At 44.8% G+C, this 25,606-nt stretch carries 17 protein-coding genes and 5 tRNA genes; 11 read left to right on the forward strand and 11 right to left on the reverse strand.

Annotation, left to right across the window (positions count from 1 at the left end; all coding sequences use genetic code 11):
* Window positions 1-223: 223 nt before the first annotated feature.
* The 4 genes from ubiK to VA249_RS00245 form a co-directional block, all read right to left on the reverse strand.
* On the reverse strand, window positions 224-475 hold the full coding sequence (gene ubiK, locus VA249_RS00230; protein WP_128812156.1) for a ubiquinone biosynthesis accessory factor UbiK: 252 nt from the start codon (window positions 473-475) through the stop codon (window positions 224-226).
* 131 nt (window positions 476-606) lie between these two features.
* Window positions 607-3,729 (reverse strand): multidrug efflux RND transporter permease subunit VmeD, encoded by a 3,123-nt coding sequence (vmeD, locus tag VA249_RS00235; protein WP_128812154.1) that lies wholly within the window; start codon window positions 3,727-3,729, stop codon window positions 607-609.
* 11 nt (window positions 3,730-3,740) lie between these two features.
* Window positions 3,741-4,847: a multidrug efflux RND transporter periplasmic adaptor subunit VmeC gene (gene vmeC / locus VA249_RS00240; RefSeq protein WP_221068431.1), complete on the reverse strand. Its 1,107-nt coding sequence runs from the start codon at window positions 4,845-4,847 to the stop codon at window positions 3,741-3,743.
* Between the two features lie 18 nt (window positions 4,848-4,865).
* Complete coding sequence (locus VA249_RS00245) at window positions 4,866-5,447, reverse strand: TetR/AcrR family transcriptional regulator (protein WP_128812150.1); 582 nt, start codon at window positions 5,445-5,447, stop codon at window positions 4,866-4,868.
* Between the two features lie 168 nt (window positions 5,448-5,615).
* Between VA249_RS00245 and rep the strand changes: the two genes are divergently transcribed.
* On the forward strand, window positions 5,616-7,631 hold the full coding sequence (gene rep / locus VA249_RS00250; protein WP_221068432.1) for a DNA helicase Rep: 2,016 nt from the start codon (window positions 5,616-5,618) through the stop codon (window positions 7,629-7,631).
* A 79-nt stretch (window positions 7,632-7,710) separates the two neighbouring features.
* Here the strand turns inward: rep and VA249_RS00255 are convergent, their stop codons facing one another.
* Window positions 7,711-8,124 (reverse strand): c-type cytochrome, encoded by a 414-nt coding sequence (locus VA249_RS00255; RefSeq protein ID WP_128812146.1) that lies wholly within the window; start codon window positions 8,122-8,124, stop codon window positions 7,711-7,713.
* Between the two features lie 361 nt (window positions 8,125-8,485).
* Between VA249_RS00255 and VA249_RS00260 the strand changes: the two genes are divergently transcribed.
* From VA249_RS00260 to VA249_RS00280, 5 genes are all read left to right on the forward strand, one after another.
* Window positions 8,486-8,562: transfer RNA gene (locus VA249_RS00260), tRNA-Arg, on the forward strand.
* Between the two features lie 34 nt (window positions 8,563-8,596).
* Window positions 8,597-8,672, forward strand: a tRNA-His gene (locus tag VA249_RS00265).
* Between the two features lie 72 nt (window positions 8,673-8,744).
* Window positions 8,745-8,821: transfer RNA gene (locus VA249_RS00270), tRNA-Pro, on the forward strand.
* Window positions 8,822-8,868: 47 nt separating this feature from the next.
* A tRNA-His gene (locus VA249_RS00275) sits at window positions 8,869-8,944 on the forward strand.
* Window positions 8,945-8,968: 24 nt separating this feature from the next.
* Window positions 8,969-9,045: transfer RNA gene (locus tag VA249_RS00280), tRNA-Pro, on the forward strand.
* Between the two features lie 482 nt (window positions 9,046-9,527).
* Here the strand turns inward: VA249_RS00280 and VA249_RS00285 are convergent.
* On the reverse strand, window positions 9,528-10,253 hold the full coding sequence (locus tag VA249_RS00285) for an HAD family hydrolase (protein ID WP_221068433.1): 726 nt from the start codon (window positions 10,251-10,253) through the stop codon (window positions 9,528-9,530).
* 676 nt (window positions 10,254-10,929) lie between these two features.
* On the opposite strand from VA249_RS00285, the gene VA249_RS00290 reads away from it, so the two are divergent.
* From VA249_RS00290 to VA249_RS00310, 5 genes are all read left to right on the forward strand, one after another.
* Window positions 10,930-12,645: a dipeptide ABC transporter ATP-binding protein gene (locus VA249_RS00290; RefSeq protein WP_221068434.1), complete on the forward strand. Its 1,716-nt coding sequence runs from the start codon at window positions 10,930-10,932 to the stop codon at window positions 12,643-12,645.
* Between the two features lie 105 nt (window positions 12,646-12,750).
* Complete coding sequence (locus tag VA249_RS00295; RefSeq protein WP_221068435.1) at window positions 12,751-14,304, forward strand: ABC transporter substrate-binding protein; 1,554 nt, start codon at window positions 12,751-12,753, stop codon at window positions 14,302-14,304.
* 146 nt (window positions 14,305-14,450) lie between these two features.
* Window positions 14,451-15,428 (forward strand): ABC transporter permease, encoded by a 978-nt coding sequence (locus VA249_RS00300; protein WP_128812138.1) that lies wholly within the window; start codon window positions 14,451-14,453, stop codon window positions 15,426-15,428.
* A gap of 2 nt (window positions 15,429-15,430) precedes the next feature.
* Complete coding sequence (locus VA249_RS00305) at window positions 15,431-16,387, forward strand: ABC transporter permease (protein WP_128812136.1); 957 nt, start codon at window positions 15,431-15,433, stop codon at window positions 16,385-16,387.
* A 157-nt stretch (window positions 16,388-16,544) separates the two neighbouring features.
* Entirely contained in the window at window positions 16,545-17,492 is a 948-nt protein-coding gene (locus VA249_RS00310; protein ID WP_221068436.1) for an SPOR domain-containing protein, read from the forward strand.
* Window positions 17,493-17,580: 88 nt separating this feature from the next.
* Here the strand turns inward: VA249_RS00310 and VA249_RS00315 are convergent, their stop codons facing one another.
* The 5 genes from VA249_RS00315 to VA249_RS00335 form a co-directional block, all read right to left on the reverse strand.
* A complete protein-coding gene (locus VA249_RS00315; protein ID WP_225927092.1) occupies window positions 17,581-20,280 on the reverse strand; it encodes a hypothetical protein in 2,700 nt (899 codons plus the stop codon).
* Between the two features lie 256 nt (window positions 20,281-20,536).
* Window positions 20,537-22,084: a hypothetical protein gene (locus VA249_RS00320; RefSeq protein WP_221068437.1), complete on the reverse strand. Its 1,548-nt coding sequence runs from the start codon at window positions 22,082-22,084 to the stop codon at window positions 20,537-20,539.
* A 3-nt stretch (window positions 22,085-22,087) separates the two neighbouring features.
* Window positions 22,088-22,660 carry a sigma-70 family RNA polymerase sigma factor gene (locus VA249_RS00325; RefSeq protein WP_128812128.1) on the reverse strand — a complete coding sequence of 191 codons (573 nt, stop codon included), beginning with the start codon at window positions 22,658-22,660 and terminating at the stop codon, window positions 22,088-22,090.
* Window positions 22,661-22,662: 2 nt separating this feature from the next.
* The gene (locus tag VA249_RS00330) at window positions 22,663-24,129 is read right to left on the reverse strand and encodes a chromosome partitioning protein ParA (protein ID WP_221068438.1); all 1,467 of its coding nucleotides are present in this window, start codon (window positions 24,127-24,129) and stop codon (window positions 22,663-22,665) included.
* A 14-nt stretch (window positions 24,130-24,143) separates the two neighbouring features.
* Window positions 24,144-25,496, reverse strand: a complete 1,353-nt coding sequence (locus VA249_RS00335; RefSeq protein WP_221068439.1) for a serine/threonine-protein kinase — start codon at window positions 25,494-25,496, stop codon at window positions 24,144-24,146.
* Between the last annotated feature and the right edge of the window lie 110 nt (window positions 25,497-25,606).

Consider the following 25,606-nt stretch of genomic DNA (forward strand, 5'->3'; position numbering starts at 1 on the left):
AAGCAAAGCAGATAAGAACTCCAGACAGACTGGGGTCAATAAATACAACATAAAACACAACATTTAATTAAAAGGCTTGGTCGCCGTTGACCAAGCCTTTTTGTTTTTATAAAGATGAATTTTGTCCTTAAGAATGCAAAATAGAAGCGAATCCCGAATCCCAATAAACAAAAAGGGCTGATGTTCTCACATCAACCCTTATAATTTTCTCGTCTCTTTTCGCTTATTTATCAGCGAGCTTTTCTTCAAGCTCTGCTAATTTCTTTTCCATTTCTGTCAGCTTTTGACGAGTACGCAGCAGAACTTGAGTTTGTACGTCGAATTCTTCGCGGCTAACCACGTCGAGCTTGTTTAGTTGGCCTTGAATTACTTGACGAACTTTTTGATCAACGTCTGCGCCAAGTTCTTTCACTGGCTGTGGCATTGAGTCATGAATTTGTTTAGCGATTTGCTCTAATTTCTTTGGGTCAAACATAGTGGCTAAAACTCCTTTTGATTTGCCCATATTTTATGTAAATGATGCGGGAAAGTCGCCATTTAGATGGCAAAAAATAGAGCAGCAATAAAAAAGGTCACCGAAGTGACCTTTTTCCTAGTTTATTGAGCTTATTTATTTTCAGCTAATTCGCGATGAGCTGCTTTTGCTTCATCCACTCGAGCCAGTTTCTCCAAGTCTTTGTCTTCAACAAACACTGGTAGTGGTTTGTGCTTCTCAGCTAGGTAGCTGTAAATCACAGGCAGTACGAATAGCGTAAATAGCGTACCGATCGCTAGACCAGCAACGATTACGATACCGATACTAAAGCGCTGAGCGGCACCTGCACCCGTTGCGTACATCAGTGGGATCAGGCCTGCAATCATCGCCGCCGTCGTCATTAGGATTGGACGAAGACGAACTTTCGCCGCTTCCATTACCGCATCGATTCGAGACAGCTTGTTGTGTAGCTGCTCTTCTTTCGCTACCTCACAGATCAAGATACCGTGTTTGGTAATCAGACCTACCAGGGTGATCAGACCCACTTGTGAGTATATATTCATCGATGCCGTACCCCACGCCAGAGCAATCAGTGCACCACATACCGCTAGCGGTACTGATACCATAATTACGATTGGATCGCGGATAGATTCAAATTGAATCGCTAGAACTAGGAAGATAATCGCCAACGCCAAGCCGAAAGTTGCATACAGCGCACTACCTTCAGTTACGAACTGACGAGCCTCACCCATATAGTCATGGTTGTAGCCAGCGGGCAGTTTGTTTTGCGCAATATCTTCAAACCAATTGATAGCATCACCCATGGCAACACCAGGTGCAGGTACTGCCCCAACCGTTGCAGAGTTTAGTTGGTTGAAGTGTGGTAGCGCGCGCGGTTCTGCGACAACATCAATCGTGATTAAGCTACCAAGCGGTACTGCGTTACCATCAACGGAACGTACGTAGTAGTTCTTCATTGACTCTGGGTTTAATCGCCACTTACGTTCAACTTGCGGGATTACTTCATATGAACGACCATTTAAGTCGATACGGTTTACATAACCATCCGCCATCATAGTACTGAGCGTTACACCAATGTCTTGCATGGTCACGCCGTAGGCACCCGCTTTGTCCTTGTCGATGCTGATCTTCATCGTAGCTGAATCGTAGTTTAGATCCAGATCCGAGTAGACGAACATTGGGCTTTTTGACACATTCGTTAGGATATCACTAGCGATGGTAAATAAGCTCTCAAAGCTGTTTGGTGTTGTAATAACAAACTGGATAGGCAGACCAGAACCTGCACCAGGGAGTTCAGGCATTTGGAACGCCGTTACTGACATACCAGGGACATGAGAGACCAAATCACCAACACGCTTAGTGATCTCTGCTTGGCTTGCTTCACGCTCACTCCAAGGCTTTAGAGTCGCTAGACCAAATGCTTGATTTGAATTTGGCACACCATTAAATACCTGAGCGTATTCCACTTCTGGCTGATCAGACAGAATCTTGTTTACGTCATTCATGGTATTTTGAATGTAATCCAAGTTCGCATTCGATGGAGCAGTACCCATTAAGACCACTACGCCTTTATCTTCTGATGGTGCCAGTTCACTTGGAATGAATTTAAACAGAATTGGCAAGCTTGCGAATACGATAACTGCAAAAGCGATGATTACTGGTCGGTGCGCCATGACCGCTTTGAGCATTTTTTCATAGCGGTTAGTCATACCGTCAAGTATGTGATGCACTTTCTGCTCGAACTTACTTGGCTCTTCATTTGCTTTGAGCATTTTCGAACACATCATTGGCGACAGCGTCAGAGCGATGATGCCGGACACAAATACCGCACCAGCTAGGGTTAATGCGAACTCTTTGAATAGCGAGCCCGTGATACCACCCATCAGTGCGATCGGTGCGTATACCGCACCTAGTGTCAGTGTCATTGCGATTACTGGCACCGCGATTTCACGCGTACCAATGATCGCAGCACGGAACGGTGATTCCCCGTCTTTAATGTGGCGGTCGACGTTCTCAAGAACAACGATCGCGTCATCCACCACCAGACCGATGGCTAGTACCATTGCCAGTAGTGTCATTAAGTTCCACGAGAAGCCCATCGCCTGCATCACCATTGCAACGCCAATCAAAGATAGCGGGATAGTAACGATAGGGATGATTACTGCTCGGAAAGAACCTAGGAACAGAGTAATAACCACCAGTACAATGACTGCCGCTTCAAGAATGGTCTTCACAACTTCGTGAATGGATTCATTGATCGCGATGGTTGAGTCGTACATCACATTCATTTTGATGTTACTTGGCAAGTTACGTTCTAATTGAGGCAATAGCTTCAGAACATCTGCTGCAATGTTTATTGGGTTTGCACTTGGTGCGGCGTTTATTGCTGCAACTACGGCTTCTTTACCGTTTGCACTTGCTCGGTAAACATCGTGGCTCTTCTCTAGAGTGACCTTTGCGATGTCTCCAAGACGAATTACATCACCATCGCCTGTTTTCACCACGAGGGCTTCTAATTCAGCCACATTCGATACCTGCGTATCTGCGCTACCGTTGTAAAGAACAAACTCACCGACGGCCTGACCCGTTGCTGACTGATAGTTATTGGCATTTAGAACACCCATTACATCCGTTGCTGTCAGCTTAAGCGCCCCCATTTTGGCTGGATCTAGCCATACGCGTAGCGCGTATTTCATACCGCCGTATAGGTCTACTTTGGATACACCGTTTACCGTGAATAGCTGTGGGTTGATTACACGTTCAAGATAATCGGTGATCTGGCTAGAAGACAACTCATCACTGGTGAAGCCAATGTACAGCACCGCTGTAGTCGAGCCAGTCGACATGGTTACTGTAGGGTCTTCTGCTTCTTTTGGAAGCTGTGAACGAACCGAATTTGTTTTCGCCAGAATGTCAGACAGTGCGGCGTTCGGATCGGTATTTAACTTCATGTTCACAGTGATGGTTGATGTACCAAGTACCGAGGACGAAGTCATATAATCGATATTATCGGCCTGCGCGACAGCTTGTTCCAAAGGCTGAGTAATGAAGCCTTGGATCAAGTTGGCACTGGCACCGTAATAACTGGTAGTTACCGTTACTACGGTATTTGTCATTTCAGGGTATTCACGAACCTGCATTTTGAAAACGGCTTGTAAACCAAGCAACGCAATCAAAAAGCTGATCGATACCGCTAAAACTGGACGTTTTATAAAAACATCAGTAAAGCGCATGATGCCTCCAATTAAAGCATTGGTGTTTCAGCCGGTGGGGTTAGTGAATCATCTTCAACAATGCTCACTTTCGCGTGGTTGCTCAAACGGATTTGACCAGATGTTACGACCATATCACCTGGTTTTACACCATCTAGGATATGGGCGATGTCTTTGGTGCGTTCACCCACTTTTACCACGTGTTGATTAACACGTTTTTCACCATTTTCTTCCGTTACGATGTACACATTATCGCCGTATAGCGTAAACGTAATTGCGGTCTGAGGTAGCGTCACTTGGTTTTCAAGTTTAGGTAGAATGATGTTTGCACGAGCGAACATACCACTGCGAAGTTTGCCATCGCTGTTTGGAATGTCGGCTTGAACTTGAATCAAACCACTTTGAACGTTAACGGCTGGTTCAATAGCGGAGATAGAACCTTTGAATGGTCTATCAGGGTAAGCATCAACGAATATATCGACTTCTTGGTTTAGGGTAATGCGTGATATGTCAGTTTGAGGAACGGTAAAACGCAGACGCATAACACTGGTGTCTTCAAGGCGAACGATATCGGTACCTGCTTGTAGGTATTGGCCAAGATAAACATTACGAATACCAACCACACCTGCAAAAGGCGCTTTGATTTCGCGGCGATCAATGGTTGCTTTTAAGCTTTCGATATCTGCCTTAAGTGAAAAGTAATTGGCTTCGGCTTCGTCGTACGCTTCTTTAGAAATTGAGCCTTTTTTGAAAAGACCTTGATAGCGCTTGTACTTCGCTTGAGCAGCAGGCAGTCTTGCTTGAGAGCTTTGTAAGTTTGCTTTTTCTACATCAGAGTCTAAATGAACCAAAGGTTGGCCCTCTTCAACAGACGTCCCCGAGTGGAAAGAAATCTTATCGATCACACCGCTGGTTTCGTTCGCTACGGTGACCCCTTGGTTTGGTTCGATGAAGCCGATCGCTTCAATAACAGGTACCCAATCAACCGCTTTTACTTCTGTAACCGTGACCGGGAACTCAGGCTCCGGACGGTTCGCCATGTATTCAGCGATTTTCTGCTGCTTGAATAAGTTGAAACCTATCACGCTCCCAAATAGAAGAACTGCGATAAGCAACATAAAGAAAGTCCACTTTTTCATTCTTATAAGAACTCCAAGTTAGTGTTTAATAATTGCATCCCAACTGGCTTCGATGGCCGCTTCCAGCGCATCGTCATCCAACTGATAAAATCCCAAAGCATGTTTTCTTGCAAGCGCGACACTAGCTTCGAAACTTAACCCCGAAAGAATTTCGTTATCGAGAGGCTTAAATACCCCTTCCGCCTTACCTTGATCAAAAAGACGATCTACTTGGGCAAACATTTGTCGTTCTAGTTCCCGCGTATTTCTACGATTTGCACAGGGTAATGATTCATACTGGACACGGCTGCTCAGTGTGTCGAGGTTTGAACCTGCAAGGCGCCAGATATTGAGCCACATAGTTCGGTAACGTTCTTTCAAAGACATATTGTCATGAACATCTGATTGAACGGCCTCCGCAATACGTTTGGTTACGTTAAGGCGAACTTCTTCTAAAAGATGTTCCTTATCTGAGAAATAACGATAAATCGTACCTGCAGCAACGCCTGCTTCAGCGGCGAGTTTGTGCATAGAAAGGCCATGAAAGCCTGATTCGGCGATCAAACGTTCTGCTGCAGCGATGATTTGCTCGTATTTACTTCCAGCAGCGCTATTTGACATAACCCTACCACCAATGAATGAACGTTCATTCATTATAGCGCAATCTATGACCGTTTATGCAACGAAATGTTACGACTATCTTTGTAAACTTTACGTAAAAATCGCATAGCTTTCGCACGGTCCCCCCTTTATCATAGGCGCCACTATTTTTAGCCGCAGAGAATTTTTATGAAGCTGAACCCTAGACAAGATGAAGCCGTTAAATATGTATCAGGCCCATGCTTGGTGCTGGCGGGTGCTGGTTCGGGTAAGACTCGTGTAATTACCAATAAAATCGCTTACTTGGTTCAGCAGTGTGGCTATAAAGCACGTAATATTGCAGCGGTGACTTTTACTAACAAAGCATCACGAGAGATGAAAGAGCGTGTCGGACAAACGTTAGGAAAAGCGGAAGCAAAAGGTTTGATGGTGTCGACCTTCCATACGTTAGGGTTGAACATTATCAAACGTGAATACAAGCACTTGGGGTTGAAGTCCGGCTTTTCGTTGTTTGATGATCAAGACCAGCTAGCGCTCTTGAAAGAACTGACAGAAAAACAATTGGATGGTGATAAGGACTTATTGCGCCAGTTGCTTAGCAGTATCTCTAACTGGAAAAATGACATGTTGTCGCCTGAGCAGGTCAAAGCATTTGCAAAAGGTGAACAACAACAATTGTTTGCGTTCTGCTTTGAGATGTACCAGAAGCAGATGAAAGCGTACAACGCATTGGACTTTGATGATCTGATTTTGATGCCTGTCCTTTTATTGCGTCACAATGAAGAAGTGCGTCAACGTTGGCAAAACCGTATTCGTTACCTGTTGGTTGATGAATACCAAGATACCAATACTAGCCAGTATGAATTGGTGAAATTGTTGGTTGGCGAGCGTGGTCGTTTGACCGTTGTAGGAGATGACGACCAATCAATCTATTCATGGCGAGGCGCGAAGCCACAAAATTTAGTGCTGCTCGGGCAGGATTATCCGAAATTACGTTTGATTAAACTGGAACAGAACTATCGTTCAACCAGTCGTATTTTGCGCGCTGCGAATATTTTGATCGCAAATAACCCACACGTGTATGAAAAGTCACTGTTTTCGGAAATTCCAGATGGTGAGAAGCTGAAAGTATTGTTGGCGAAGAATGAAGAGCATGAAGCGGAGCGTGTTACGGGTGAGCTCATTGCGCATAAATTCTTAAATCGCACGAACTACAAAGATTATGCGGTGCTTTACCGCGGTAACCATCAGTCACGATTGATTGAAAAATCTCTGATGCAAAACCGAGTTCCGTACAAGCTTTCTGGCGGCACGTCTTTTTTTGCTCGAGCTGAAATTAAAGACATCATGGCCTACCTGCGCGTGCTGGTGAACCCTGATGACGACAATGCATTTTTACGTATTGTAAATACGCCTCGACGTGAAATTGGTCCAGTTACTTTGGAAAAACTCGGTAGCTACGCCAATATGCGTGGGAAGAGTCTATTTGAATCCAGTTTTGAGCTTGGATTAGAACACCATCTTACTGGTCGTGGCTTAGAGAATTTACGTCGCTTTACTCAATGGTTGGTGGCGATTGCCGATCAAGCCGAGCGTGGGGATACTGTAGAAGCCGTGCGTTCGCTCGTTCGTGATATTCATTATGAAGATTGGTTGTATGAGACTTCTGCAAGTCCGAAAGCAGCAGAAATGCGCATGAAGAACGTCTCTGATCTTTATTCTTGGATTGTTGCTGACCTTGAGGGGGACAATTACGATCAAGAAGAAAAAACGCTTAAAGAGGTGGTTCAGCGACTCACTTTACGCGACATGATGGAGCGTGGAGAAGAAGACGAAGACAGCGATGCGGTACAGCTTATGACATTGCATGCATCGAAAGGTTTGGAGTTCCCTTATGTGTACTTAATTGGCTCGGAGGAGGGGATTCTGCCGCATCAAACCAGTATTGATGAAGATAACGTCGAAGAAGAGCGACGACTGATGTACGTGGGAATCACTCGTGCTCAACGTGAGCTAACCTTTACTATGTGTAAAGAGCGTCGCCAGTTTGGTGAGCTCATCAAGCCAACACAAAGTCGTTTCTTAGACGAACTGCCTTTTGATGATGTGGAATGGGAAGCGAACAAGAAACCGGTAACGCAAGAAGAGCGGATGGCAAAAGGGCAAGCTCATATCGCTAACTTACGTGCCATGTTCAAGAAGTAGCGTTCCAACAAATCAATTCACATAAGTGTTAAAAACAAAAGGCTTGCTGTTGGGCAAGCCTTTTTGCTTTCGGGGACGATTAAAGGCCTTCGATCATGTGGTCAATCGCTGCGATGATTTCATCATCAGAACAATCCATACACGTTCCTTTCGCTGGCATTGCATTGAAGCCTTGAATCGCGTGATCAGTCATCACATCTTTACCTTGGGCGATGCGTGGTGCCCAATCTGCTGCATCTCCAGTTTTTGGTGCACCGCTTACACCTGAAGAGTGACAGGCAATACAGAACGTTCCATACACGGCAGCACCATCACGTGGACCAGTTGGCTCTGCTTTTACTGGCTCAGCACCAGCTAGATAGACATCACCGACAGGTTTGATGCGTTCTGCGATCGCATCATATTCAGTTTGGCTGATGTCAGAAGCTAAAGCTGCCGTAGAAAAAGTTAAGGCAGCGAACAAAACGCTAATCATTCGTCGAGACATATCCATTAAACCCACTTCACATTCCTAAGGTAAGTGACTTACCTTTTTATATTGTTAGAGTATTTAGACCGTTTGGATAAATTTTTACGTCATTGTTCGTGCATTGAGCAAAAAAACTTATCTAACCGTCTTGAGTGACCGAACAACTAAGTTGTAGCTGTTAAATCAATGTAAATAATGAGTGATTATATCCTGATAAGTTGTTGCAATAAACAACGAGTTATCCATGACAGGGCGTGAATCACATCAAAAATTCAGTTTTAAGGCAGAGAACTGTCGAAAAAGAGACCAAACGATAAAAAAAGTAAAAAAAGTACTAGACGGCATAGGGTGATATCCGTATTATTCCTCTCCGCCGATAGGGCATGCGCCCGTAGCTCAGTTGGATAGAGCGTTGGCCTCCGGAGCCAAAGGTCGAAGGTTCGAATCCTTTCGGGCGTACCATTCGCCTAAAGGTTATCGGTAAAAAATATCAGTGGTGGCTATAGCTCAGTTGGTAGAGTCCCGGATTGTGATTCCGGTTGTCGCGGGTTCAAATCCCGTTAGCCACCCCATTCTTCCCTTTTGGGATAGAATACGGTAGCATTGCTTCCGTTCTTGATTTAAAGTCGAGATAAAACATAAGTCGGTGAATAGCGCAGCTTGGTAGCGCATCTGGTTTGGGACCAGAGGGTCGGGGGTTCGAATCCCTCTTCACCGACCACTATTTAGTTTATGGCTATAATAGCGGTAGACAATAAAAAATTGATGGTGGCTATAGCTCAGTTGGTAGAGTCCCGGATTGTGATTCCGGTTGTCGCGGGTTCAAATCCCGTTAGCCACCCCATTCTTTCTTTAAAGAATACATGCTCGGTGAATAGCGCAGCTTGGTAGCGCATCTGGTTTGGGACCAGAGGGTCGGGGGTTCGAATCCCTCTTCACCGACCACTATTTAAAGCCTCAGTCGAAAGACTGGGGCTTTTTTACATTTGAAACTTAGAATGCTGGGGCCAGAGGGTCGTGGGCTGGAACGCCAGTCCGGTGGAACGCCAGTCCGCAGGAAGCCCTGCCGCGTCGAATCCTCTTTACCGACCACCATTAGAAAGCCTGCTTTTTAGCAGGCTTTCGTCGTTTTAGAGCTTATGACATAGTTTGGACTGCGTTAGTCGGCAATATTTCAATGGCTTTGAACCCAAGTGGGGTTCGCCTGAAGTTAGAATATGGCTCTTTACTGACCACTATTTAAAGCCTCGATAGAAATATCGAGGCTTTTTTGCATTTATCGTTTTTTAAATCCTCACGAAATCATAGGCTCAGCTGAAATGTACAGTTTTGAGAGCTTTTGAGCACCTATGATCCAAATGCTTTTAGACCAGACAAAAGAAACCCCAGCACGGTGTCTGGGGTTTGTGTTTCTTAAATTGACCGTTTTACTGAGCAAGCGTTTTAAGGATCTCGTTGAGCTCTATCGTCTCTTTCACTTCGTAGCTTGGTTTGATTTCGGTTGAGTTTGCTACATCAGTTGCGTTAACCCAAACACTTAAAATTCCCATGTTGTTGGCACCCTCGATGTCGGCTGACAGAGAGTCACCAATATGAATCACTTCTTCTGGCTTTGCATCGACAAGGCTGAGCGCTTTATGGAAGATACTTGCTGCCGGTTTTTCTTCTGGTTCTTCGCCACCCACAATAACGTGGTCAACCCATTCGCTCATTTGTGTCGCTTTGAGCTTTGGATGTTGTGAGAAGATCGGACCGTTAGTGATCACTACTAACTTAAAGTGCTGGCGAAGTTCGGTCAGCATCTCTTTCACTCCCGGGAAGAAGTCAAAAGCCCCCATTCGAGCTGAATCGAAGAAACTCTGTGCCTGTTGGGCTTGTTCTGCATCGATCTCGATACCTTGCTCTGCCAAGATGGTTTGGATTAAACCACAGCGATATGCATTTTCGTCTGGTAATAGAGTGACAAGCTCGGGAAATTCATCATTGAGCTTTTTGTATACGCCTTGCAGATAGCGTTGAACAAAGGCCGTTGAATCGGAGACTTGTGGGTAAGCTTGCGCAATCCAATTGGCAAACTCTTGTCCAGCGACTTTATCGGCCTGAGAGGTGCCACATAAGGTCTCGTCCATATCAAAAAAAATCGCTTTAAGCACAGAGGCTCCTTGTTCACTACCAGATATTGGAGTGTGATTATCGCTTATCTTGGCCGAAATTGCAGCGTGAAGCTAAAAATCTCTACTTTCTCCCTTATTTAGCGAAGTGCTAAGACATTCAGTGGGAATACTACTCTGCCTAAATCACTTTAGTCACAATATCGAATAACAGGCGCATAACAGAAACAAAGTGATTGATTCGGTATTTTGCTGATGTGCTCACGTTTTAATCTCATTTTCCCTTTAAGACCTTTGGCTTTTCATTAGTGCCGACTATTTTGTTAGTAACATTTTATGTCGAAAAAGGGCGCCAAATACAATATCTTGTTTTGTATTTGTTAATTAATCCATTCGAATAATGTGGTTATGTCAAAATGTGTGTTTGTGATTAATTTTGGAGCATATTTCTGGTTTTTATGGTACTTGGCGCACAAAAATGGTGCGCCCTTTAAATGGTTAAATACTTGTTAATGCATTTATATTCGCTAATTATGCGTGCAATTAATGTTTTTCGGCAAGATATACTTTAATTGTTGCTTTTTTGTGTGATATTTGCCAAATTGTTTCCGCATTAAGATTTCAGAGTATTATTCTGAATTTGAACGGATTCATTCAGGTGATAAATGGCGCACGTTTGCGCGATTTGATACCACAGACAAGGCAGTAGAGGTCTGAAATGTCACTATTAGAGGTGAAAAACCTTCGTATTGAGTACCCATCTCGCCACGGAGTCCACGCGGCGGTGAAATCACTTTCTTTCAATATTGAAAGAGGCGAAATTGTGGGCGTGGTTGGCGAATCCGGTGCGGGTAAATCCACCGTTGGTAACGCCGTTATTGATTTGCTAAGTCCTCCAGGTCGCATCGCAAGCGGTGATGTATATCTTGATGGAGAGATTATTTCTGGGTTGTCCCCAGAGGCGATGCGAAAGGTTCGAGGCTCTAAGATTGGTTTTATTTTCCAAGACCCAATGACCTCTCTCAACCCTTTATTTACGGTTGAGCAGCAACTAACAGAGACGATTCATGCCAACATGAAAGTGTCGGATGAAGAAGCGTATCAACGCGCGTTGTCTCTTATGCAACAAGTAGGGATCCCTCAGCCTGAAAACCGCCTAAAACAATATCCTCACCAGTTCTCTGGTGGTATGCGTCAGCGTGTGGTGATTGCAATCGCATTGGCTGGTGAGCCAGAACTGATCATCGCCGATGAGCCAACGACGGCGCTCGATGTGTCTATCCAAGATCAAATCCTAAACCTTATTCGTGAATTGTGTATCAAAAACAACGTTGGTTGTATGTTGGTGACACACGACATGGGGGTGGTATCTAACGTGACTGACCGTGTTGCAGTGATGTACCGTGGTGATTTGGTGGAGTTTGGTCCAACCGCGAAAGTACTCGGCGATCCTGACCATTCTTATACGCGCAGTTTGATCTCTGCCGTTCCTCGCTCTGACGTGAAGCTCGATCGTTTTCCATTGGTCAGCTATATCGAGGAAGCGACAGAAATGGAGCCGCTCGATATTAAAAATCACTGGCTTGGTCAAAGCCAAGATCAACGTGAATATACCGGCCCGTTGCTAGACGTGAAGAACGTAAACCTACGCTTTGTGACCAAAGATTCATTGTTTGAAAGCCGCCGTGAATACGTGCAGGCATCGAACAATGTCAGCTTTGAAGTGCACGAGGGTGAGACGTTTGGTTTGGTGGGAGAATCTGGCTCAGGTAAATCGACCATCGCACGTGTGATTGCTGGTTTGTATGAACCAAACTCAGGCCAAGTGAGCTTCGAGGGCATCGACCTAACGGCGCTGAAATCGGAAAAAGCACGCCGTCCACTGCGTCGTCAAATGCAGATGGTTTTCCAAAACCCATACACCTCAATGAACCCGCGTATGAAGATTTTCGACATTATCGCGGAGCCAATTCGTTTCCATAAGCTCACCAAAAATGAAGCGGAAACTCGCCGAATTGTGAATGACCTACTGGATCACGTAGGTTTGGGTAAAATGGCAGGCGTGAAATATCCTCATGAATTCTCCGGTGGTCAGCGTCAGCGTATCTCAATTGCGCGTGCACTGGCGACTCGTCCTCGCTTACTGATTTGTGATGAACCGACTTCTGCATTGGATGTGTCGGTACAGGCGCAAATTCTGAACTTACTGAAAGATCTGCAAAGTGAACTGAATCTCACCATGTTGTTTATCAGTCACGACTTACCTGTTATTCGCCAGATGTGTGACCGAGTGGGTGTCATGCAGATGGGGACGCTTTTGGAAGTCGCACCCACTGAGCAGTTATTTACTGCGCCTCAGCATGAATACAGTAAGAAACTGATTTCTCTGATGCCTGAATTCACGGGCCTACGAGAAGACATTAAAACAGCATAAACCAAGTTTTTCGCTTGGCTGGCCTTTAAGGTCAACAACCCTGAGTCATAACAAAGACGCAAACACAACAAGGGATTCGAATTCCCGCATGAAGGAGTTATGCAAATGAAAACCATGAAAAGCAAATTAGCAGTGGCGCTAATGGCTGCGGGCTTGAGCTTTAATGCGATGGCAGCAGAAATCAAAGTGGGCTACGCCTCCGATCCGGTGTCTCTTGACCCGCATGAGCAGTTATCTGGCGGTACGCTACAGTTTTCTCACATGGTATTTGACCCACTGGTTCGTTTTACTCAAGAGATGGACTTTGAGCCTCGCCTAGCGGAAAGCTGGGAGCGCGTTAACGATACAACGGTCCGCTTTAAGCTACGTGAGGGCGTAAAGTTTCATTCTGGTAATGACTTAACGGCTGACGATGTTGTGTGGACTTTCGAGCGTCTACAAAGCTCTCCAGACTTTAAAGCTATCTTTGACCCATACGAAAAAATCGTAAAAGTGGACGATTACACGTTTGATCTTGTGACCAAAGGACCGTACCCACTTGTACTACAAACGGCAACGTACATCTTCCCAATGGACAGCAAGTTTTACTCAGGTCAAACCGCTGACGGCAAAGACAAGTCTGAGCTCGTAAAGCACGGTAACTCATTTGCATCGACGAACGTTTCTGGTACGGGACCATTCATTGTGACGTCTCGTGAGCAGGGCGTAAAAGTGGAATTCGAACGCTTTAAAGATTACTGGGATAAAGCGTCGAAAGGTAACGTTGATAAGCTAACGTTAGTTCCAATCAAAGAAGATGCGACTCGTGTAGCGGCACTGCTTTCTGGCGGCGTTGACATGATTCACCCAGTAGCGCCAAACGATCACAAACGCGTGAAAGATGCAGACGGTATCGATCTCGTGACGCTACCAGGTACGCGTATCATCACATTCCAAATGAACCAAAACAGTAACGAAGCGCTGAAGGATGTGCGTGTTCGTCAGGCGATTGTTCACGCTATCAATAACGAAGGTATCGTGAAGAAAATCATGAAAGGCTTTGCAACGGCGGCTGGTCAACAAAGCCCAGTAGGTTACGTAGGTCACGATGACAAATTGGTTCCTCGCTACGATCTGAAAAAAGCTAAACAGCTAATGAAAGAGGCAGGCTACGAGAACGGCTTTACGCTGACTATGATGGCGCCAAACAACCGTTACGTGAACGATGCGAAAGTCGCACAAGCCGCAGCGGCAATGCTGTCTAAGATCGGCATCAAGGTTGATTTGAAGACGATGCCTAAAGCGCAATACTGGCCTGAGTTCGACAAGTGTGCGGCAGACATGCTGATGATCGGTTGGCACTCAGATACAGAAGATTCGGCGAACTTCAACGAGTTCCTAACCATGACTCGTAACGAAGAGACCGGTCGTGGTCAGTACAACTGTGGTTACTACTCAAACCCAGAAATGGACAAAGTGGTTGAAGCGGCGAACGTAGAAACGGATCCAGCGAAACGTGCAGAAATGCTGAAAGGCGTAGAAGCAACACTATACAACGACGCTGCATTCGTACCACTACACTGGCAAAGTGAAGCGTGGGGCGCGAAGTCCAATGTGAAAGCGGCAGACATTGTTAACCCAATGGTAATGCCTTACTTCGGTGACCTAGTGGTTGAATAATCCCGGTTAGTCGATTTTGAGGAGGGATGGATGTCCCTCCTCAACTTAAAGCACTCGGCTCAGTTTTGTTTCAGTCGGACTGAGTTGGTTTTACAGACTGAATTCTCTCTCTGAATAGAGATCTATGGATAGTTAAGGGGCAAGGAATGTTTTCGTTTCTGGTCAAGCGCCTGTTTCAGGCACTGATAGTGATGTTTGTGATCAGTTTGGTGGCGTTTGCCATTCAGGATAACCTGGGTGACCCGCTGCGTGAGCTTGTAGGTCAGTCGGTTTCAGAAGCGGAGCGTCAAGCGCTGCGTGACGAACTGGGCCTGAACGATCCCTTTATCACAAAGTACACTCGCTTTGTGGGCAATGCGCTACAAGGTGATTTAGGTACATCTTACTTCTTCAAGCGACCTGCGGTTGAGGTGATTCTCGATAAGCTGGTGGCGACGCTAGAGCTCGTGTTTGGTGCGACGCTCATTATCATTCTTCTCTCGATTCCTCTTGGGGTGTACTCCGCGATTCATCCGAAGAGTATTTTTACGAAATTCGTTATGGCGATGAGTAGTGTCGGTATCTCGATTCCGGTTTTCTTAACCGCGATCATGCTGATGTACGTCTTTTCCATTGAGTTGGGCTGGCTACCGTCCTACGGGCGGGGAGAAACAGCGAATGTCTTCGGCTGGGAATCTGGCTTCTTCACCATTGATGGCATCAAGCACTTGATTCTGCCGTGTGTGGCACTGGCTTCGATCATGTTGCCGCTGTTCATCCGTTTGGTTCGTTCAGAAATGCTAGAAGTGCTGAGCTCGGAATACATCAAGTTTGCCAAAGCAAAAGGTCTGAACTTAAACAAAATTTATTACCAACATGCACTTAAAAACACCATGCTGCCTGTACTAACAGTCGGCGGCGTGCAGATTGGTACCATGGTGGCTTACACCATCCTTACTGAAACCGTGTTCCAATGGCCGGGTACAGGCTTTCTTTTCCTTGAGGCAATCAACCGTGTCGATACACCGTTGATTACTGCCTACGTTATCTTTGTTGGTTTGATCTTCGTGGTAACTAATACCATCGTTGACTTGCTGTACGGCATCATCAACCCAACTGTAAACCTAACTGGAAAAGGAGCTTAATCATGAGCCAATCAAACGTAACGGCCGCTCCTGAATCGACACCATCGGCGTGGGAGCGTTTTAAAAACTCAGACTTCTTGTATTACTTCAAGCGCGACAAAGTGGCGATGGCAAGTTTTACGGTGTTTATGATGTTCTTGGTGCTGGCACTCGCAGCGCCGATCTTGGCTCCTACAGACCCGTATGATCTCACCTCTATCGATATCATGGATTCTGAACTTCCACCATCATGGATGGACGGAGGAGAAGAGCGCTTCTTACTGGGTACTGATGAGCAGGGCCGCGATATTTTATCGACCATTTTGTACGGCTCTCGCCTGTCTTTGACCATCGGTTTCCTTGCGGTTGGGCTTCAATTGATTTTGGGCATCATTATCGGCCTGTCTGCGGGTTACTTCGGTGGCCGTATTGATAGCTTCTTGATGCGCTTTGCTGACGTACAGTTGTCGTTCTCGACCATGATGGTGGCGATCATCGTATCGGCCATTTTCAAAGCCAGTTTTGGCAGTGACTTCTACAGTCAATATGCAGTAGTCATGCTGGTGGTGATCATCGGCGTAGCTGAATGGCCGCAATACGCACGTACTATTCGCGCCTCAGTGCTGGCAGAGAAGAAGAAAGAATACGTTGAAGCGGCACGTGTGATGGGCTTTAAAGCGCCTCGCATCATGTTCCGTCACATTCTGCCGAATTGTCTATCGCCTATCTTGGTTATTTCTACGGTACAGGTAGCGAACGCAATCATGTCGGAAGCGGCACTATCATTCCTAGGTTTGGGTCTTCCTGTCGATCAGCCGTCATTAGGTGCGCTGATCAGCATCGGCTTCAACTACATCTTCTCTGGCGCATGGTGGATTACTGCTTTCCCAGGTATCGTGTTAGTCACGTTGGTACTGGTTATCAACCTATTAGGTGACTGGCTACGTGATGTGTTTAATCCGAAACTGTACAAAGGTTAAGAATTACATATTCAAAGCATTGCGTATTAAGCTGATTTATTTCTAAACTGAGAGCTGGATAAAAATCCGGCTCTTTTTTTGCTTATCATTTTGTTATTCATGTTTTATTGACGCTCAGTCGTGATAATTCATCCTCTACCAGTTTAAAGTGAAGCGTATGGAAATGAAGAAGGCACACCTTTCAACTCGTATTGCCAAATCAAGTCTAAGCCTAGGTTTGTTGCTGGTATGCGCCCATTATTCCCCTCTAGCAATGGCAGACAGTGTTCTATGTGATGCATCGCAAGCGAGCCACAGTGAGTTGCCAGTGTTGGAGCAATCGTGCCCGATTGGCAAAGGAGTATGGGGAAAAAAAGTGCCGCAGGGAGGCAATGATTTTTTCTGGATTCAATGTGGTCTGCTGCCTAAGCCGATGCCACTCGCTAAAGCCAAGCCGATTTATAGCAAGATCACAACCGATGTATGGATGAAGAAAGAGCAAAGTAACTATCGCTGTTTGATTGGGCCGTATCTTGATTTTGCTGATGCAAGGGCGGATTTAAACCGCGTAAAAACGTTAGTGGATTACAAAGAAGCCTTTATTCGTGTCGTCAACAAATCGGGCGCGAAAGCCCAAAAGCAGACAAAGCCCGCACCTAAACCCGTTCCTAAACCAACTGCAAACAAGCCTAAAGTTGCCCCTAAAACAGTAGCGCCTGTGACTCGCCCAGATACTGATGCCTTTAAAGATAAACCAGCGATTGAGTCTAAATCTGAGTCAGTGATAAGCAGCAGCAATGTTGAACTGCGCTTAGAAACAAAATGGCAAGGGATGACCTACGCCGTGCCATACTTTTCAGACAACCAAAACCAGTTTTACATGGAGCACGGTAAGCCGTGGAATCGTTTAGATTACACGACCTCAGAGAAAGTTTGCCAAGTGATGGGGATGAAGCTTGCGACGGTTGGTGAGTTTAAAGCGCTGCGTCAATCTGGTTTGATGGAGAAAAACCGTTGGCCGATGCAACTGCCATACTGGGGCAAGGACAGAAAAGGGTTGTTTGCGGATCGAGAGCCGAATCAACTAACCGGTACGTCAATGTTGAATGTGATGTGTGTGAAGTGATCGCCTTACAATTAGGGTGATTATAGAAAATAAGACAAAAGAAAGCCCCGCGATTGCGGGGCTTGATGTATCAAGTAGCTCAGACTAATTAGTCGTCGTTGCCAACACCAGTCCACTCCATATTGAACTTAATTTGCTCAACTTGAGTGCGACCGCTGTCAGTCGTTTTACCTAAGAAGCTGTACACATCATTTTTAACTAGAGATGGTAGATCAAAATCGATCGTTGAGTAATATACTTCGTTCTCTTCTGACGTATGACATTCAAAATCGCTTGAACCAAAGTCTGAAGACACATATACATTTTCACCATTAGTTAAAGTGAAACTGCGGAACACCTCTTTTGCCATTTCACACGTGAAGTCTTCGCCAGGGACATCGAATGTAATATCCGCATCAAATGCACCATCGGAGTGATATGGATCGTTTTCTTCCATAGAAAGACTTACAGTGCCAAGTTTTAGGCCAGAGTTTGTTGGTAAGTACATTGAGAATACTCGACCGTCCCAGCCCGCGTCAGATTGAATATTCAAACGTTTTTCAAGATCCACTTTATCGCTAAAGAATGTGTAACGTTGAGAGTGTGTTACGTTAAGGCCGGCATCATCCATTTCTTGCATATATACAGTAGCTGCACTCTTCGCAATATCACTTTCAGAGCGAGTCAATTCATAACGCATTTTGGCAACAAATGTTTCGCCATTTTCTGTCATTGGAAGAGATGCATCAACAGTAGTGCCATCTTCTGATACTGTATAAGTCGCACCTTCCCATTCTTTTACTTCTTCAGAACAAGAGGTTAGATTTTTTGCTTCGCGTGCGCTTGTAAATACTTTCTTACCGTCAAATTTGATAGAGTCACACCAAATTTGATCGTTGCCTTTTTCCGAGTCAGAACCATCAACTAGACCGTACTCAGTGAAGAACCATGTTTTACCCTCAAGAGAGGTTGTCTCTGATGGTGGCGGTGTGACTTCGTCTGCTGGTTGAACATTTGGTAATGTAATTGTCACGTACTCAGAAATTACAGCATCTTCAGCGTCAGGGTTTACGCCTGCTGCAATAACAAATGAGCCACCTTTAGTTGCGCTAGTTGGTGTGCCAGAAATCGTTAGCGTACCGTTGGTATCGACATTTACTTTTAGTCCAGGAACAGTTGTCACATATTCATCGTCTTCTGTACCTGCGTAGTATTCGATTACACCGGAAGTGTGCTGTGCTTCAAATACTTCGGTAATGTTGAAATCTACATCAACGGCTTCACCAACTTTAAGGTCAGCCAGTTGTGATTTGATTGCACTTTGAAGTTCAGCTAGGTCTTCACGATCAATTTCGATAGACGCTTCTGGTTGCTTCTCGATGTCGTCTAACTCGAACGTTTGGTAAACCGTGTTTACACCATCGAACGCAGAGATAGTGATTGTTTGGCCATCAGCGTAAACATAAGCTGGCTTACCCGTGATTTTTAGTTCCGTTTGACCTGCTGATTTAACAAGCGTTAGAACCAAACCATCTACAGATGTGTAAGCATCAAATGTAAGCTCATCGTTATCTGAGAATAGGTTATCAATACGGTATTGCTCGTTTTGAACTTCAACGCCTTGGAATAGCTCAATACTTTCAATCCATTCTTCAATGGTTTCTGCAACTTCTTGGTCAATTGTTGGGGCTGGGTTTTCAACTTTTACTTGTAGGTCGAAAGCAGTCGTCACTGAACCAAAAGATTTATCTTTAATTTCTGAGTTATAGTCCGTTGCTGTTAGCTTGATTTGGTAAGCCGGGCGAACAGGAGTTAGCTCACCTGAAATAGTCAGTTCACCACCGTTAACAGCTGTCGCTGTTAGGCCTGTCACTTCTACGCCATCTAACGTGACAACTTTTACTGCAATTTCGATATCAGAGTTATCTTGGTCTTTGAATAGAGAAAGCTCTTCTGCCGCTAGTGATAGATTGATGTTGAGCGTGTGGCTCTCAAGAGGCTTTAGTTCTGCTTTGATTGCGTTTACAACTGCTTCATTGGCAAACAGTTTGCTGTTGGTTACAACATCAACAGTGCCGCTATCATTTACTTCAACCACTGGTTTGAAGTTTTCATCTTCAAGATCTTCAGGTTTTGCCTTTTGAACAACTTCAGCTGCTTTATCAGCAATTGCAAGAGATGTTTCTGCAGAATAGTTGTCTTTTGCTTGTGCTTTAGATTCAGTAAGGATCTGTGCTGTTTTGTGAAGTGCTTTGTTGTTAGCTGCAATTACGTCGGTGAATGCCGTATTTCCCTCGATACCTAGCGTTTCATTGACTTTTTCTTTTGCTTCTTGGATCGCCGTTTCTGTAGGGTTTGCACCCGCTTGAATTACAACAAGATCAGTTAGTGGAGAGATAACTTTCTCACCCGGAAGCGTGCGGAACACAACTTCATGTGCCATCGCTTGGGTTGGGTTGTCCATATCAACTGTATATGTACCAGCAAAGCGGTTAGGGTCACGAGCGATCAATGCAGCTTGTACTTCACCACCAGGGACAATAGTTTGAATTGCAAGGTTCTTTTCAGCTGAGTACTGCTTGTTTGTTAGTTGCACCTGACCTTTTTCATTGGTTAGGTCGATGATTGGGTCACTGCTGTCTAATTTACCATTGTTGTTTAAGTCTTCGAAAACAACAGCATCTTTGAAGTAGCCATCAAAGCCTGTAATAACAACACCACTGTTTCCAGCGTTTGAACCACCATCTGAACCACCACAGCCCGCTAGAGCAATAGCCACTGACGCTGCTAGTAAACTCACCTTATTCATTGTTCTTTATCCTTGTTTCGTTGCCGAATGAGAAAGTCATTTTTATTGTTATGCTTCCACTCTCACTTCGTGAGGAGGAAAAAATTTGGCGTATTTTTGAGTCAATTCGATATGGTTTCAAGACACGAAAAACCAAAAAAAAACCGTAAATTTTTTTGAATATTTTTATCAATAAGAATGAAAGAAGTAGGGGGAGAAGATAAGCGGAAGCATTGAGCGCAGTAGGCGTCGGGCACATCCATTGTGCCCCATAATTTTATTGCGCTTTTGGTTGGTGATAAATCAAATTGATTTTGAACTCTTCCACACGATCTGCGAATTGAGGATGAGGTTTGAGTACATAGCTATAGACTTCACCGACCTGAAAAATATCGTAATCTTGGTACTCTAAACCGAAGAAAGAGTAGATGATTTGTTTTTGAGGATCATACCATTCGCCACAGTGCAGTGGTTGCTCTGGATTGTTTGGATCGACTGAGGAAGACACGATATCGGTGAACTCTCCAGGGCCAGCAAGAATAGAGCTATACCAGTATCGGTGAATGTCACTGCAATAGAGATCTTGAGTATGAATTTTCATATTAAGATCAGAGTCAACGTCCTCAAACATGTCTGGATTGAAAACAGAATAATCATAGATGTAATTACCCGCAAAACCATGCACATAGCCTTTTCCTGCAATCGGGAACAGGTAATCAAACATGATCATTTGGAACTCATGTTCACCAGTGTTGACGTTTAAACGCGCCTCCATTGAGCGTTTATTTTTTTGCATGGTGTAGCTTTCAAACTGTTTTCCATCATAGACCGAAGTAAAATAGTTATCGGTACCGATGTGAACTTTGGATGGATAGACTTTTTTTGTGGTCCAGATTTGACGAGCCCCATTGGCCGAGACAATCAGTGAATCGTCGCTAATTTGGTAGTGTCCCACTTTTTTAAGGGCTGTGGTTTCTGGACACGTCCTCATGTTGTTTGATGCCGCATAAAAAACATCATCTTCAAGAAATTGAAATGCTTCGCAATAGACGACTTCGTATGTATAAGCGATGCCATTTAGCTGCTGAGTTGTTTCAAGGCGGTACACGATGTCACCGACAAGAGGGTGTTCGGAATCATCTTCCTCTTCTGTGATGATAGGCAGTTCAAATCGGGTGGTGACCCAAGCGTGATCTTCTTCGCCATGGTGATCGTCACGAGCTGCCACCGCAAGATACGTTGTAATATCAGCGCGTTCTGGTGCGCCTTGGACCATGACTTGTCCCTGATTGAGGACATTGAGGCCATTGGCATTTTCTAACCAAATACGTGTGGTTAGAAGGTCGCCCTCAGGGTCCTCAAACAGTTGCTCAAGGCTCAGAGAGTAGTTAATCGGGGTGTTTTGCGCTAAGTCCCAAGCATAAATAATGGTCTGAAGTTGCTGCTCAACGGACAAGTTGATGATGGGCTTTCCGTTACTTGCTACATCGTCTTTTGAGTGTTTATCACCATAGGTTTGTGTGAGGTTCATGCCTTGATCTGGCATAACCGCTGAGTCACTCAAATCTCTAGAGGTCTCATTGGTGTCGTAAAGGTGATCTGATGTTGGACGATGGGATGTTTGATTGCTCCATGATGATGTGGTCAGCGCTTGTTTGACCTCGATTAACGGAGGGTTTAATGATCGCTGATCGGCATTTGTGCTGACTTGACCTTGTGTCAAACTGGCGTGTGCGACAGCGGTGATCTGGCTTTCACCAGAAAGCAAATAAGCACCGAGTAATCCGGTGCCTAAAACAGTCAGTATCCAGTATCTTTTTGTCATGGATTACGCGTGTGCCATTCTTGATTGCAGCCAGCTACGTGAAAACTGCAGATCTTTTTCAATCAAGCTAGAACTGCACTCTAACAGCTCGCAAATTTCGCGATTTTTCATTCCCATTAGGTACTTGAGTTTTAACGCATTGGATTGACGAGGATAACGAGCGCTGAAGTTATCGAGAGCTTTATCCATGATAATCAGCTGTTCAAAACGGTCATCTTCTTCTTTCATGAAAGTGATGTGCTGGCGCTTTTGTGCTTGATGTGAACGTGCATTATCAATCAGGATTTGGCGCATCACTTTTGCCGCCATCAGGAAAAAGTCACGTTTACTCTCGATTTCACTCATGTCGCAATGAGACATTTTAAGGTAAGCATCGTGGATCAACGCGGTGGTGCTGTTCACACTGTCAGAAAACACCTTATTGTTTAACCCGTATTTCTCTGCATTGCGTTCACGTTCTTGGTGCGCAATCTTACGCAGTTGCAGGTAAGCAAATTGATACAGTTCACTCTCTGCTTGTTTATTGCCATCTTGCCATTGCTGAATAATTTGTGTGAGTGTTGATTGCGAAGCCATCGTTATACATCCTCATTAACTTTGACAAACTCAGAAATTGTGTGGGTCTCGATGCTATCTGACCCATCTCGGTTGCGACTGACATTTTGCTGGTAGCGATACAAAATACCTTGCTCCCAGTTTTTTCCTGCTGGGAGATACTCCCACGTGGTGTAGTTGATTTTCGCTGGATTTGGCGACCACCGTACCATCACATTCATTTGTGCTAGGTCAGCTTTTGGCTCTGTGTTGTTGACCCACCACATGTCCAAGTAATCTGTTGTGACGTCTAGCGTGTACAAGCTCGTATCTGTTGGGCAACGCTCCGATGCATGAGGCAGCGTGAAGACTTTCTTCTGTTCCATCAGCAAGCATGTTTGTGTCATGGATTGCTGGTGGTATTGGGTTTGTTGCCAAATACCTTGGTAGTCGATGTCATTTTTATTGGTGTCAGGGTACGTAAACCAAAGCATCTCAGAGCGGTTGCTATGGCGAATGTGCTTGTTTGGGCCAAGGCCTTGAACTTTCTCCATAAGCAGTTGTGTCGTAGGGTCGAAGTTCAGTGCTACGGAACGATATTTCCAGTCGCCTTCATCATTGTAATCATCGAGTGAGAAACCGTTGAGGTCATTTCGAGTACAACCTCTTTGAGCACAACCCGCCAATCCTTCCCACTCGTAAAATTTTTCGATGGGTTCGACGATGTCCTCAAGGATTTGGTTATCCATTGATAAAAAACAGCCTTTGAAGTAATCGCCAATACTTGGGTGCTGGATTAAGGTCTTGTCGGTAATCGTAAAACTGACTTCGCCAATTGGCGGGCGGTAGCGCGGGTGATTTTGATGGCGAACATCAAACGCACAAGCTCGACCTTGCCAGTCTTTTTTTCTGATAATGATGTTTCGAAATGTGACATCTTTAGGTCTAAAAATAACCTCGTTAGAAGAGAAGTTTTCCTCTATGTATTGTTGGCTTTCATTGAGGTGCTCGACGGCTTCTTTAACGGACACCAAATCGAGATTGAGAGACTCTTTGGCATTATCAAGCAGGTTGAGATCGAGTCTTTTTAACTGCGCTTGAAACTGCGGATCAGACAAAACCTTGTTTGCTAATACAATCTCTTGGCGGTTTTCTGGTGTGCTATCTAAGGACAATAACAAACGGGTCATGTTGATACTACGACTGGGCTTGGTCGTTGCCATCGTTGGCGTAAGCACTTCTTGGCTAGATAGGGTCGTGAGTAAGTAGCCTTTATCATCATTGCCGAGGAAAAAGCTCACAACATCACCCGGACGATATTGAAACGCCCCTTTTTGCGTGTAACCAGAAAGATGAGAACTGGTTTTGTAATACAGGCCAGTCACCGGAGAATCGATGAAGAAACCTTGTTTGATTGTCGATTGAGGTTTGGCCTCTGTCGAATTTGACGTTGCCCAAACTGGGGCTATCGCAAGTGCTGACAGCCATAGAGCCACTGAACGTGAGTACATGTAAATTTTAAGCCTTATTCGTTGGTGTCCTTTTGTGGAGGACAATTTGGCTGACAACTTATGGTTTTTGTCATGTGCTTATCGGGCACGGGTGTCATCATCGCCAACAACATTTTTTGTTTTATGTGTTTTGGAATATCTGGATTTGTCAGAATCCGCCGGCGTGTCAGTTCCATCATGGCACTGACCGACATTTGTTCGACGTTTCGCCCCTTAGTGTGAAAGATAAGGCGCGTTACTTCATACATCATGTCTTCTGCAACTTTCTTCTCTTGCTGCAGTTGTATGTTTTTTTGAATCAAAGTGTTAGCAAAAAGCACGCCAGAAAGCACAATGATTGCCGATAATACGGTTGGTAGTGGTCGGCGTTGCACTAAACGAAGCGTACTATAAAGCGGCCAGTGTTTTTTTTGTTCTATCGGGCGGCTTTCAATAATTCTTTCAATGTCTTGTCGTAATGTTCGTACATTGAGGTAACGCTGTTTGGCTTTGATTCGTGTTGCTCGCCTTATCACCCAGTAAACATCAGACCAAAAGGCCGGCGTTGGAAACAACAATGCCAATATTTTGCCTAGCGAAAACACATCACTTTGTTCGGTTAAGTATTGACCTGATTGCTGCTCTGGACTGGCGTATTTATCACTGAATGCAATGAGCGCCGATGGAGACTTTTGACCATCGGATTGCACTTTTTGTGTCAGGTTAAAATCGAGCAGTTTTGGCCGCGTATTGCGATCAATCAGAATATTTTCCGGTTTGAGATCTGCGTGTAACACCTGATGCTGGTGGGCATGCTCCATCGCCTGACAAATTTGCTTAAACAGTCGCAATTTGTCGATGTCTTGCATTGGCGTGGTATTGAGGTAGGTATTTAACGTTTGGCCAAATACGCGTTCCATCACAATGTAAACCGAGTCATTGTGAACGCCACCATCAAAGACTTTAGCGATATACGGATGGTTTAAGCGTGCTAAAAGCTGAGCCTCATCGAAAAGTGCTCGTCGGCCTAGCACATTGCTTAAGTTGCTTTGGATGAATTTGATCGCCAAATCTTGTTCGAACGTTTCATCGGCTCGCAGCGCGGCATAAACCACTCCCATGCCACCACGACCTAACTCATGTGTGAGGCGGTATTTCCCAATCACCTCACCACAAAGGTTCACTTCTTTATGTGTCGCTTGGTGCGCACCAAAAACCAGCAGTTGAGTCAGGTTTTCCTCAGAAACAGAGCAAGCCAATAGTGATTGCACTTGTCTGTAGATCTCTGGTTGAGTCTGACTCAACTCATCGAGATACTCTTGTTTCTGGCTCTCATCCAAATCTAATAAATGATAATAAATTTGGGTTTCACTGGATGCTGACTGCACTTCGTTTCATTTCTAATCTATTTAGATGCGGTATTTTATTTCAAATATCTATCAAATGTCAGAACTTTCTTATTATTGATAGTTGTATCACTTTTTAATGAGTTATCTGT

Source organism: Vibrio alfacsensis (assembly GCF_019670485.1).
Lineage (GTDB): Bacteria > Pseudomonadota > Gammaproteobacteria > Enterobacterales > Vibrionaceae > Vibrio > Vibrio alfacsensis.